Below are 12931 nucleotides of genomic sequence, written 5' to 3'. Positions count from 1 at the left end.
CCTGGCCCGCCCTGCCCTTGCTGCGTTCAGCGTGACACCACGGCCAGGCTCTGTTCCTGGGCTGCAGTCTGCGGCGCCACGTCCCACCCGCCGCCCAGGGCGCGGATCAGGCCGACGGTGGCCGTGTACTGGGCCGTACGCACCTGCAAGGCCTGGCGCTGGCTGCGCAGTTCGCTGCGGCGCGCATCCAGCAGCTCCAGCTGGCTCACCAGACCGTTGCGGTAGCGCGAATCCGACAGCTGGGTCGCACGCCGTGCGGACTGCACGGCGCGGCCCTGGGCTTCGGCCTGGCCTTCCAGCAGCCGCAGCGCGCTGAGCTGGTCTTCCACTTCGCGGAAAGCCGTCAGCACCTGGCCGCGGTGGGCGGCCATGGCCGCTTCCAGCCGGGCGCGGGCGCCCTCTTCCTGGGCCGCGCGCTGGCCGCCGTCGAACAGCGGCAGCGACAGCAGTGCACCAATGCCCCAGGAGCGTGCCGACCACTTGAACAGGTCGCCCAGCTCGGGCGAGGCATGGCCGCCGTTGCCGGTCAGCGTGATGGCCGGGAACCAGGCGGCCTCGGCCACGCCCACGCGCGCCTGGGCCGCCATGACGGAAGCCTGGGCCGCCGCCACATCGGGGCGGCGCGCCAGCACCGTGGCCGGCACGCCCGGGGGTACCACAGGCAGGGCCGCTTCGGCCGCAGCGACGGGCACGGCAAAGCCGCTGGCCACCTCGCCCACCAGCACCGCCAGCGCATGCTGAAGCTGGGCCTGCTGCTGGGCCAGGGACAGGGCTTCGGCCTCGGTGGCTGCCACCTCGGTCTGCACCCGCGCCACGTCCAGCTCGGCCACATCGCCAGCCTGGAAGCGCCGCTGCGTCAGGTGCAAGGTGTCGCGGTAGGCCGCCAGGCTGGCCGTGACCAGTCCATGCTCGGCCTGTACGGCCCGCAGCTGCAGATAGGTCTGGGCCACTTCGGCCTGCACCAGCAGGCGTGTGCTCTGCAGCAAGGCGGCGCGCGCCTGGGCGTCCAGCCGTGCGGCGTCGCTGGCCTTGGAAAGCCGGCCGAACAGGTCCAGTTCGTACGACAGATTCAGGCCAGCCGTGACCACGGTGGCCGGCACGGCGCTGCCGGTGGTGGTGATCCCGGCCTGGCGTACCGCCCCGGTGGACACCCCCAGTTGGGGCGCACGCTGGGCATCGGCCGTGCGCAGCAGGGAACGCGCCTCGGCCAGCCGGGCCGCAGCCTCCTGGATGCTGGTGTTGCCATCTGCGGCACGTTCCACCAGACCGGTGAGCACCGGGTCGGCAAAACCCAGCCACCAGGCCCCGCGCGACTGGGCTTCGGCCGGCGCCGCCGTGGTCCAGGGCTGGCCTTGGCCTTCAGCGCTGTTGGAGAAATGCGCAGGCACAGGCAAAGCCGCGTCGGCGGTCACGGGGGCCAGCGGGTGGCTCATACAGCCGGCCAGGAACAGGGCCCCCGCCAGCGGCAGCCAGCGCGCCGCGGGAAAAGAAAGAACAGTCGTCATCACCGGATTCCTCGGTTTCATTCGTTGGAGCCGCGCGGTGCGGCCAGCACGGGGTGGGCGGCTGCACCGGGGCCGCTGTGCAGCTCACGCTCGCCCAGTGGTGCCGTGTGGTGGCCGTGCTGCTGCAGCGGACGGTTGCCCGCCAGGCGGCGCAGGACCACATAGAACACGGGGGTCAGGAACAGGCCGAAGGCCGTCACACCGATCATCCCGGCGAACACCGCCACGCCCATGGCGCTGCGCATCTCGGCACCGGCACCGGTGGACAGCACCAGGGGCAGCACACCCATCACAAACGCAAGCGAGGTCATGAGAATGGGGCGCAGGCGCAGGCGGCTGGCTTCGATCGCGGCCTGCACCGGGGTGCGGCCAACAAACTCCAGCTCGCGGGCAAACTCCACGATCAGGATGGCGTTCTTCGCCGACAGCCCCACCAGCACAATGAGCCCTATCTGCGTGAACACGTTGTTGTCCCCCCCGCTGAGCCACACGCCGGTCATGGCAGCCAGCAGGCCCATGGGCACGATGAGGATGATGGCGATGGGCAGGGTCAGGCTTTCGTACTGGGCCGCCAGCACCAGGAACACCAGCAGAATGGCCAGGGGGAAGACCAGCACGGCGGAATTGCCGGCCAGGATTTCCTGGTAGGTCAGCTCGGTCCACTCGAAGCCGATGCCGGGTGGCAGGGTTTCGGCAGCGATGCGCTCGATGGCGGCCTGGGCCTGGCCCGAGGAGAAGCCGGGTGCGGGCCCGCCGTTCACATCGGCCGCCAGAAAGCCGTTGTAGCGCATGGCGCGCTCGGGCCCGAAGCTGGGCTCCAGCTTCATCAGGGCCGACAGCGGCACCATCTCGCCCGTGGTGGAACGCACCTTCAGCAGGCCCACGTCTTCGGCACGCGCCCGGTAGGAGGCATCCGCCTGCACGCGCACGCTGTAGGTGCGGCCGAACTGGTTGAAGTCATTGGCGTACAGGCTGCCCAGGTAGATCTGCAGGGTCTCGAAGATGTCGGTCACCGGCACCCCCAGCTGACGCGCCTTGGTACGGTCGATGGCGGCATAGAGCTGCGGCACATTGACCTGCCAGCTGGTGAACAGCCCGGCCAGCTCCGGCGTCTGGTAGGCCTTGGCCATGAAGGCCTTCACCGCCTGGTCCATGGCGTCATAGCCCAGCGAGGCACGGTCCTCGATCTGCAGCTTGAAGCCCCCGGTCGTGCCCAGGCCGGCCACCGGTGGCGGCGGGAACATGGCGATGAAGGCTTCCTGGATGCTGCCGAAGGCCTGGTTGAGCTGGCCCGCCACAGCACCACCGCTCTGGTCGGCGCGGGTGCGCTCGGCAAAGGGCTTGAGCGTGACAAACACGATGCCCGAGTTCGAGCTGTTGGTGAAGCCGTTGATGGACAGGCCCGGGAAGGCAATGGCGTCTTCCACATTCGGGTTCTGCTTGACGATCTCGCCCATGCGGCGGATCACGTCTTCCGTGCGGTCCAGGGTGGCGCCATCGGGCAGCTGGGCAAAGCCCACCAGATACTGCTTGTCCTGGGCCGGCACAAAGCCGCCGGGCACCAGCTTGAACAGCCCCCAGGTTGCGCCCACCAGCACGGCATAAATCACCAGCATCAGCGCCTTGCGGCCGATGACACGCTGCACGCCGCCGCTGTAGGCATCGGAACCGCGGTGGAACAGGGCATTGAAGCGGCGGAAGAAACCGCCCAGCACGCGTTCCATGCCGCGTGTCAGCGCATCCTTGGGCTCGTGGTGGCCCTTGAGCAGCAGCGCGCTGAGCGCCGGCGACAGGGTCAGCGAGTTGATGGCCGAGATCACCGTCGAGATGGCGATGGTCACCGCGAACTGGCGGTAGAACTGGCCCGTGAGGCCGCTGATGAAGGCCAGGGGCACGAACACGGCCACCAGCACCAGGGCAATGGCGATGATGGGGCCACTCACCTCCTGCATGGCACGGTAGGTGGCTTCGCGCGGCGACAGGCCGGCTTCGATGTTGCGCTCCACGTTTTCCACCACCACGATGGCGTCATCCACCACGATGCCGATGGCCAGCACCAGGCCGAAGAGCGACAGCGCGTTGATCGAAAAGCCCAGCAGGTGCAGCACGGCGAACGTACCCACCACCGACACCGGCACGGCCAGCAGCGGGATGATGGAGGCGCGCCAGGTCTGCAGGAACAGGATCACCACCACCACCACCAGGGCCACGGCTTCCAGCAGGGTGTGGATCACGGACTTGATGGAGGCACGCACGAACTGCGTGGGGTCGTAGGCGATGCGGAATTCCACGCCTTCGGGCATATGCTTTTGCAGCTCGGCCATGGTGGCGCGCACATTGGCCGAGATGTCCAGGGCGTTGGAGCCCGGGGCCTGGAACACGCCCATGCCCACGGCGGGGTCGTTGTTGAGCAGGGAGCGCAGCGAATAGTCGGCCGCACCCAGCTCCAGGCGGGCCACGTCGCGCAGGCGCGTCACGGCACCGTCCGCGCCGGTCTTGACGATGATGTCGCCGAACTCCTCTTCGGTCTGCAGGCGCCCCTGGGCATTGATGGACAGCTGCATGTCCACACCCGGCAGGCCGGGCGAAGCACCCACCACACCGGCCGCGGCCTGCACGTTCTGGCCCCGGATGGCACTCACCACGTCGGCGGCCGAGAGACCGCGCTGCGCGACCTTCTGCGGGTCCAGCCAGGCGCGCATGGAATAGTCGCCGCCGCCGAAGATCTGCACCTGGCCCACGCCGGGAATACGTGCCAAGCGGTCCTTGACGTTGAGCACCGCGTAGTTGCGCAAATAGTCGATGTCATAGCGGCCATTGGGCGAGACCATGTGCACGACCATGGTCAGGTCGGGGGCACTCTTCACCGTGGTGATGCCCAGGCGGCGCACTTCCTCGGGCAGGCGCGGTTCGGCCTGGGACACACGGTTCTGCACCAGTTGCTGGGCCTTGTCCGGGTCGGTACCCAGGGCAAAGGTCACGGTCAGGGTCATCACGCCGTCGGTGGTGGCCTGGCTGCCCATGTAGAGCATACCTTCCACACCGTTGATGGATTCTTCCAGCGGCGTGGCCACGGTTTCGGCGATCACCTTGGGGTTGGCACCGGGATACTGGGCGCGCACCACCACCGAAGGGGGAGCAACTTCCGGGTATTCCGAGATCGGCAGCACGCGCAGGGCGATCAGGCCGGCCAGGAAGATGAGCACCGACAGCACCCCGGCAAAGATGGGGCGGTCGATGAAAAAGCGGGAGAGATTCATGTGCGGGTCTTTCTTGCCGGACGCATTCAGGCGATGGGCTGCTTGGTGGCGGCCTTGGCAGCCGGTGCGCGCTCACCCTGCAGCTCGGCCTTGGCGGCCATGGGCACTTCCTGGGGCGCGATCACCGCGCCGGGGCGCACGCGCTGCAGCCCGTTGACGACAATGCGTTCCCCCGCCTTCAGGCCCGAGGTCACCACACGCAGACCGTCCACTGGTGCGCCCAGCTGCACTTCGCGGTACTCGGCCTTGTCGCCTTCGCCCACGACCATGACGAACTTCTTGTTCTGGTCCGTGCCCACGGCGCGCTCGTTGATCAACACGGCCGAAGTGCTCTGGGCCTGGCCCATGCGGATGCGCGCAAACTGGCCCGGCATCAGGCTGCCGTCGGCGTTGTCGAACACGGCGCGCACGCGCACCGTGCCGCTGCGCGCATCGACCTGGTTGTCGATGAGCTGCAGGTGGCCGCTGAAGGGGGTGCTGCCGGCCGTACCGGTTCCCATCTGCACCGGAATGTGCTCGATGCGTGCACGCCCGCCCTGGGTGCCCTTGCCGCCGTCCAGCCCGTCGATGGCCCGTGCCACGACCTGTTCGTCGGTGTCGAAGCTGGCGTAGATCGGGCTGACCGATACCAGGGTGGTCAGCACCGGGGCGCTGGCGCCGGCGCTGACCAGGTTGCCCACGGTCACTTCGATGCGGCCCACACGACCGGCCACGGGTGCGCGCACCTGGGTGTAGGAAAGGTTCAGCCGGGCGGTCTGCAGCGCGGCCTGGGCAGCACGCAGGTTGGCATCGGCTTCGCGCTGGGCGTTCACACGTTCGTCGTGCTCACGCTGGGCAATGGCGCTTTCCTGCAGCAGGCGGGCGGCGCGCTCCATCTCGCTGCGGGTGTAGGACAGGCGGGCCTGGGCGGCCACCACCTGGGCTTCGGCGCGGTCCACTTCCGCCACATAGGGCGCGGGGTCCACGGTGACCAGCAGATCTCCCTGCTTTACCAGGGCACCTTCACGGAAATGCACGGCCTGCACGGCACCGGCCACGCGTGGACGGATGTCCACGCGCTGCACGGCTTCCAGGCGGCCCGAGAATTCGTCCCACAGGGACACGTCCTGCAGCACCACAGCGGCCACGGAGACGGGGATGGCGGGCGGTGCGGCCTGGGCATGTGCCTCGGCATGCGATGCCTGCAGACCCAGGGCCGCGCCCCCGGCGGCGACCACCACGGTGGCCAGGCCGATGGCGGTCCACCAGCGGCGCGAGGAAGAAGAAACAGGGGAAAGCGGTGCGTTCATGGCAGTTCCTAAAAGGTGGTGCGCCCGCCCCGGGGGGCAGGACGCTGAAAATCCGGGCAAAGCGGTGCCCTCCGGCAGATCACGCCGGAAAAAACCGAACAACAGGAGGACCTGCCCCGGCGGGTGCCGGTCAGGGGATACCGTGACCATGCTCCAGCGGTCTGGAGCTCAGGCAGCGGTCACAGGCAAAGATTCAGTGGCAGTGGGGGAGCGTCCGTCACGGCGAGGGCCGACATCGGCTGTCTGCAAAGAAGCGGCGGAACTGCTCCTGCACCTCGTCCGCACAGGGACAGGCGCGGGTGCCGGGCTGCAGCAGGGCGTCGGGCCATTGCTGCGCCTGGTTGAACACGTGGCGGGTCACAGACAGACCCGCGGCCTCAAGCCGGGCCGCATAGGCCAGGGCTTCGTCGTGCATGGGGTCGTCGCTGCCCACCAGCACCAGGGTGGGCGGCAGGCCTGCCAGGCGCTGTGCGGCACCGGGCACGGCATAAGGGTGCTCGGCATCGCGCGTGCACCCCAGGAACTTGAGCCAGCCATCGGCCCATTTGCAGGCGGTGGCGGTCCCTGTGGCCGCGCGCAGCGAGGGTGTGCCCACACAGGGATCCAGCATGGGCGACAACAGGATCTGTCCTGCCAGCGGCGGATGCGACTGGTCACGCGCCATCAGGGCCACACCGGCCGCCAGATTGCCGCCTGCCTCTTCACCGGCCAGGTACACCTGGGCACCAGCACCGGCCAGCCGCGTGCGCTGCTTGTAGGCCCACTGCAACACGGCATACCCGGTTTCCAGCGGTTGGGGAAACGGCGAGAGCGGGTAGGCCACCGAAACCACACGGGCGCCAGCGCCTTCCAACAGGGTGGCCACGGTGCAGCCGTTGTCCAGATCACCCGAGACAAAGGCCCCTCCGTGGAAATGCACCACCAGAGGGAGCACCTGGCCCGCCGGCTTGCTGCCGTAGACGCGCACTGCCACCTCCTGACCGGCCACGGTGAGGATGGAATCGGTGCAGACGGACGGTGGCGACGGGACAGCGGAGGTGGTGGACATGGTGGTGGGGCCGAATGGGATCGGGCAGGACCTGACAGAACCAAACAGGACCGGACAAAACCGGATGAGGGCAAATGTAGCGCGGCAAAGGGCCCCGATAAACCGGGCAATTGCCACCGCAGTGTTTCCAATTCCCGAACAATGGAGCAGGGAACTGCGTGTGAGAATTCTTCTGCCCCTGTCGGGGCAGAGAAGGAAAAAGGGAGAGTCCATGGACCAGATCCAGGCCATGCGCCTGTTTGCGCGCGTGGTCGAAGCCGGCACGTTCACGCGCGCGGCCGATTCACTGCAATTGCCCAAGGGCACGGTGACCAAACACGTCCAGGCCCTGGAGGCGCGCTTGCGCGTCAAGTTGCTCAACCGCACGACCCGCCGGGTCACGGTCACGGCCGACGGCGCAGCCTATTACGACCGCGTCGTGCGGCTGCTGGCCGACTTTGACGACATGGAAGCCAGTCTCAGCCAGGCACGTGCCGCGCCGCGCGGGCGGCTGCGCGTGGACGTGGGCACATCCATGGCACGCCTGCTCATCATTCCGCGGCTGGCCGAATTCCAGGCGCGCTACCCCGACATCCAGATCGACCTGGGTGTCAGCGACCGCACGGTGGACCTGATCGGTGACAACGTGGACTGCGTGATCCGTGGCGGCGAGCTGTCCGAGCAGTCCCTGGTGGCACGGCGTATCGGCAACCTCGAATTCGTGACCGTGGCCGCACCCGGTTATCTGGCCCAGTACGGCACGCCCCAGCACCCGCTGGATCTGGAGAACGGCCACCTCAACGTGATCTATTTCTCACCGGTTTCCATGCGCCGCTACCCGCTGGAATTCCACCGCGGCGGGGAAGTGCTGGAAATCGGCAGCCCGGCCCAGCTGGCCGTGAACGAAGCCAATGCCTATGTGGCGGCCATCGTTGCGGGCCGGGGCGTGGGCCAGATCACCACCTTCCAGGCCCAGAGCCATCTGGATGCCGGCGAGCTGGTGCAGCTGCTGCCCGAATGGACCCAGCCGCTGCTGCCCGTCTATGTGGTCTACCCGCCCAACCGCCACCTGAGCGCCAAGGTACGCGCCTTTGTGGACTGGGCGGCCGAGCTGTTTGTGCAGAACCCGCATCTGCAGCGCAGCGCCGCCTGATACGAAGGACAAAGGCATGCGCTGCGTGTTCCACGCGGCACATGCCTTCAGGGGCACGCGGGATACCGCAGCCCTGGAGAACTGCGCCCCTAGGAAGCTGGCAGTTCCGTCGCCGTCTGCAGCGACCAGCCGCCCCCCAGCGCCTTGTACAAGGCCACATGCCCTTGCAGGCGATCGTTCTGCAACTGGACCGCCTGGTCCTGGGCTGCATAGAGGGTGCGCTGGGTTTCCAGCAGCGCCAGCAGGCTTTCAGCCCCTGCGCGGTAACGCACCTCGGCCAGCGCCAGCGCACGGCGCGCCTGCTCCAGCTCCTGGGTGTGCGCCAGGATTTGCGCATCCACCCCAGCCAGCGTATGCAGCGCTGTCTGCACATCGCCCAGGGCCTGGACGATGGTTTGCCGGTAGACCGCCAGAAGCTCCGCTTGCCGTGCCTGGGCCAGCTCGTGGCCCGCAGCCAGTCTGCCGGCGTCGAACACCGGGGCGACCAACCCCGCGGCCAGCGTATACAAGGGGTTGTCGAACATCCCGCCCAGCCGGTCATCGCCGGTGCCCAGGCTGCTGGTCAAAGTCAGGCGCGGCAGCATGGCCGCACGGGCCACCGCCACATCGGCATGGGCGGCGGCCAGCTGTGCCTCGGCCCGCGCCACGTCCGGGCGGCGGACCAGCAGTTCCGATGGCAGGCCCGCATCCAGCGCGGGGGCACGCAGGGCCATCACGCTGCGCTCCGCCATGGGCGCAGCCGGTGTTTGTCCCAGCAGTATCTCCATGGAGGTCTGGGTCAGGGCCACCTGCTGCTCCAGCAGGGCCAGGCTGCGCCGCTGCGCTGCCACCAGCCCGCGCTGCTGCGCCAGGTCCAGCGGTGAAGCCGCACCGGCGCGCACCCGCGAGTCAATCAACTGCAGCAGCCGTTCGGCGCTGCGCAGATTGGAGTGTGCAATCTCGGCACGCTCCCGCAAGGCAACGCCTTGCAGCCATGCACTGGCCACCCCTGCGGTCACGGTCAGTTGCACGGTATCGCGGTCATAAGTGCTGGCGCGCACGCTGGCCTGGGCCCCCTCCAGCGCAGACCGGTTCCGTCCCCAGAAATCCAGCTCATAGCTGGCCGACAGCGCGGCGCCATAGCGGGTCCCGCTGACGGTGGCCTGCCCACCGAACCGGCCTTGCCGGCCGGCATCTACATTGGCCGTCATCGCCGGCAGCAGCGAAGCGCCGGCCTGGCGTGCACTGGCAGCGGCCTGGTCCACACGGGCCGCTGCTGCAGCAATGTCCCAGCTGCCTTGGTGGGCCTGCGCCACCAGGGCATCCAGTTCGGCACTGCCCAGGCTGCGCCACCAATCCTGGTTCACCGGCAGCAGATCCCCCTGCGCCGCCTGCTGCCACTGGGTCGGCAGGGCCGGCGCCCATGCGGCGGGTTGCACCGAGGGTGCCGCGCACCCCATTAACGCCAACAGGGCCGCACATGCCCCGGCGATTGCAAATACCTGCATTCCTACTCTCCTGCCAATGCCCGTACCGGGTCCAGACGCGCAGCGGTCTGGGCCGGCTTGTAGCCAAAGATCAGCCCGGTGATCACTGCACAGGCAAATGCGCCCAGCATGGCCCGCACCGAAAACACCACGGCGACCTCGGCGGCGATCAGCACCGCCCCCACCGCCAGCCCGACCAGCAGGCCCACGCTGCCGCCAACCAGGGTCACCAGGCTGGCTTCGGTCAGGAACTGCCGCAGGATGTCGCGCTGGCGCGCGCCCACGGCCATGCGGATGCCGATTTCCCGTGTGCGCTCCTTGACCGTCATCAGCATCACATTCATCACCCCGATCCCGCCGACCACCAGCGAGACCGCCGCAATCAGGCCCAGCATCATGGCCATGCTCTTGCGGGTGGCCGCTTCGGCCTGGATGCGTGCCGCGGCGTTGCCGATGCCAAAGTCCTCCCGCCCGGCATGGCGAGCGATCAGCAACTGGCGCATGGCGGTCTCTGCCGCATGGACCTGGGTGGAGGACATGGCCTCCACCACCACATAGTCCGGCTGGGTCTGGCTTTGGTAGACGCGGGCCCGGCCCGCGTTGTAGGGGATGAACACCATGTCGTCATAGTCCTGGGCACCGGAATCTGCCCCGCGCTCGCTCATGACGCCAATCACCTCGAAGGCCGAGTTGCCGATGATCAGCTGCTTGCCCAGCGGATTCGGGGTATCGGGGAAGAAGTGCTTCCAGGCCTTGTGCCCCAGCACCACCAGGGGTGCCAGGTCATGGTCTTCCGCCTGGGTGTAGAAACGCCCCTGCGCCACCGACCAGTGGTGAACGGCCGGCATTTCCTCGCTGGCGGCAAACACATAGAGCTGCTTGTCCGCGCTGCCGTAGCGCACGGTGACCGGGTCTCCGATGACCGGCAACACGCGGCGGATTTCCGGCAGCTCGCGCACGGCCTGCAAATCCTCCTCGGTCAGTTGCCCAGCCGGTCCGCCGGTGGCAGGCGGCTTGCTCCCCATGTAGAGAATGGCCGTCCCCATGGTGCCCATGCGCTCCATCACCTGCCGGCGCGCCCCCTCCCCGATGGCCAGCATCACGATCACCGAAGCCACGCCAATCACGATGCCCAGCAAAGTCAGGCTGGTACGCACCCGGTTCACGACCATGCCGCGCCAGGCGCTGCGGGCCGCTTCCAGCAGATCGGCCCACCAGGAAGCCGTGGCTGTCTGGTGCGGCGCATCTTTCGCCGCCGGGATGGTCCGCGGCTGTGCCGGTACCGCGTCCTGGTCCGCCGTGTGCCGGCTCTGGCTGTCGCTCACGATGCGGCCATCGTGGATTTCAATCACGCGCCGCGCCTGGGCCGCCACGGACCGGTCGTGCGTGATCAGCAGGATGGTGTGCCCGGCATCGGCCAGCTCGTTCAGCAGGGCCATGACTTCGGCCCCGCTCTGGGAGTCCAGCGCGCCGGTCGGCTCGTCGGCCAGGATCACGCTGCCGCCATTCATCAATGCCCGGGCGATCGACACCCGCTGCTGCTGCCCGCCGGAAAGCTGGTGGGGCCGGTTGTGCAGCCTGGTGCTCAAACCCAGGCGATGCAGCAGGCTCTGCGCCCTTTGCATCCGCGCTTCCTTGGAGACGCCGGCATAGATGGCGGGCATCTCCACGTTCTCCTGGGCGGTTTCGCTGGCGATCAGGTGGTAGCCCTGGAACACAAAGCCAAAGGCTTCGCGCCGCAGCCATGCCAGCGCATCCGCATCCAGTTGGCCCACATCCTGACCCTGGAAGTGGTAGCTGCCCTGGCTGGGACGGTCCAGGCAGCCCAGGATGTTCATCAGCGTGGACTTGCCCGAGCCCGAGCTGCCGACCACCGCGACAAATTCGCCGGCGTGGATGTCCAGATCAATGCCGCGCAGGACCGTGACTTCCGGCTGGCCGCCGCTGCCGCCGTAGTGCTTGCAGATGCCGCGCAGCGCAATCAGGGGGACGGAACGATCTGCAGATACCGAGGAAGGCGCCGATTCCGTGCTCACCATTGCAGCCACCGCAGCCCGCCTGCACTGGTGGTTTCACCCGTGACCACCTTCTCGCCCTCTTCCAGCCCCTGCAGCACGGCCACCTGGTGGCGGCTGCGTACACCGGTTTGCACGGCGCGGGATTCCGGCTGGCCGCGCGCGTTCAAGACACGCACCACCTGGCCGTCGCCCTTGGCATCAGGCTGCAGCGCCACCAGGGGCACCGTCAAGGCCTGGGGAGCCCGCTCCGCGACAAAGACCACCTGTGCCGTCATCTGCGGCATCAGCTCGGCATCCAGGTTGTCCACATCGAACAGCACCGTATAGGCCACCGCCTTGGTGGCTGCTGCAGGCGCATTGGCCGCGTTGCCGGCCGGCGCCACGCTGGCAGACGGTGCCGGCAAGACCTGGCGCACTTCGCTGCTCCAGCGGCGCGGCTTGTCCTGGCCTGCACTGCCCAGGGTGGTGAAGTACACCGGCATGCCCGGCTTGACCCGGCGCACATCGGCCTCCGAGACATCGGTCCAGACGGTCATGGCCGTCAGATCCGCGATGCGCAGGATATTGGGGGTTTGGTAGGTGGCGTTGAGCGTCTGGCCTTCGCGTGCCTCGACCGTCACCACGGTGCCGGCCATGGGGGCATAGATGCGGGTGTAGCCCAGGCGGGCTTCATCGGCCTTGAGGGTGGCCTGGGTCTGCTCGATCTGCGCCTTGAGATGCTCGATGCGTGCCGCAGCGCCTGCCAGCTGTGCCTGGGCAGACTGCACATCCTCGTCGCGCGTGGCCCCTTCCCGGGCCATCTGCTGCTGGCGCTCCCACTGCTGCTGGGCCAGCCGGTGCTGTGCCTGCTGTTCGGCCAGCTGCGCGCGCAAGCCTGCCAGCGATGCACGCCCGGCATCGACCGTGGCGCGTTGCACGCTGGGGTCGATCTCGACCAGCAACGCGCCCTTTTCCACCGTGGTACCGGGGGCCACCAGCAAACGCGTGATCTGCCCCGAGACCTGCGCCCCCACATCCACATAGCGGCGCGGCTGCAAGGTGCCGATGGCCGTCACCGTGGCCTCCACATCCCCGCGGGCCACCGCCTCCGTCTGGTAGGCCGTGTGGGGCCGGCTGGCCCACCACAGAACACCGGCTATTCCACTTGCGGCCGCCAGGGCCACCACCGTCCAACGCCTCAATCCACCAACCTGCATCAAAGGAGTACTTTCAA

At 68.2% G+C, this 12931-nt stretch carries 8 protein-coding genes; 1 reads left to right on the top strand and 7 read right to left on the bottom strand.

Annotated features, from left to right (window positions below; all coding sequences use genetic code 11):
• Window positions 1-26: 26 nt before the first annotated feature.
• From QM470_RS13515 to QM470_RS13500, 4 genes are all read right to left on the bottom strand, one after another.
• Window positions 27-1505 (bottom strand): efflux transporter outer membrane subunit, encoded by a 1479-nt coding sequence (locus QM470_RS13515; protein ID WP_283339636.1) that lies wholly within the window; start codon window positions 1503-1505, stop codon window positions 27-29.
• Between the two features lie 17 nt (window positions 1506-1522).
• Window positions 1523-4765 carry an efflux RND transporter permease subunit gene (locus QM470_RS13510; protein WP_218333021.1) on the bottom strand — a complete coding sequence of 1081 codons (3243 nt, stop codon included), beginning with the start codon at window positions 4763-4765 and terminating at the stop codon, window positions 1523-1525.
• A gap of 26 nt (window positions 4766-4791) precedes the next feature.
• Complete coding sequence (locus tag QM470_RS13505; protein WP_283339634.1) at window positions 4792-6054, bottom strand: efflux RND transporter periplasmic adaptor subunit; 1263 nt, start codon at window positions 6052-6054, stop codon at window positions 4792-4794.
• A gap of 217 nt (window positions 6055-6271) precedes the next feature.
• Window positions 6272-7102, bottom strand: coding sequence for an alpha/beta hydrolase (locus tag QM470_RS13500; protein WP_283339633.1), 831 nt, complete (start codon window positions 7100-7102; stop codon window positions 6272-6274).
• A gap of 211 nt (window positions 7103-7313) precedes the next feature.
• On the opposite strand from QM470_RS13500, the gene QM470_RS13495 reads away from it, so the two are divergent.
• On the top strand, window positions 7314-8234 hold the full coding sequence (locus QM470_RS13495; protein WP_283339632.1) for a LysR family transcriptional regulator: 921 nt from the start codon (window positions 7314-7316) through the stop codon (window positions 8232-8234).
• Between the two features lie 89 nt (window positions 8235-8323).
• Here QM470_RS13495 and QM470_RS13490 read toward each other — a convergent pair whose 3' ends face one another.
• From QM470_RS13490 to QM470_RS13480, 3 genes are read right to left on the bottom strand one after another with little or no spacing between them, the layout of a single operon-like run.
• Window positions 8324-9721, bottom strand: coding sequence for an efflux transporter outer membrane subunit (locus QM470_RS13490; protein ID WP_283339631.1), 1398 nt, complete (start codon window positions 9719-9721; stop codon window positions 8324-8326).
• 2 nt (window positions 9722-9723) lie between these two features.
• On the bottom strand, window positions 9724-11739 hold the full coding sequence (locus QM470_RS13485) for an ABC transporter permease (protein ID WP_502846843.1): 2016 nt from the start codon (window positions 11737-11739) through the stop codon (window positions 9724-9726).
• Window positions 11733-12914, bottom strand: coding sequence for an efflux RND transporter periplasmic adaptor subunit (locus QM470_RS13480; protein WP_283339771.1), 1182 nt, complete (start codon window positions 12912-12914; stop codon window positions 11733-11735). The genes QM470_RS13485 and QM470_RS13480 overlap by 7 nt, the downstream gene beginning before the upstream one ends.
• Between the last annotated feature and the right edge of the window lie 17 nt (window positions 12915-12931).

The sequence above is a fragment of the Comamonas sp. 17RB genome, from assembly GCF_030056555.1.
Classification (GTDB): domain Bacteria; phylum Pseudomonadota; class Gammaproteobacteria; order Burkholderiales; family Burkholderiaceae_C; genus Comamonas; species Comamonas terrigena.
This window is presented reverse-complemented; position numbering and strand designations above follow the sequence as displayed.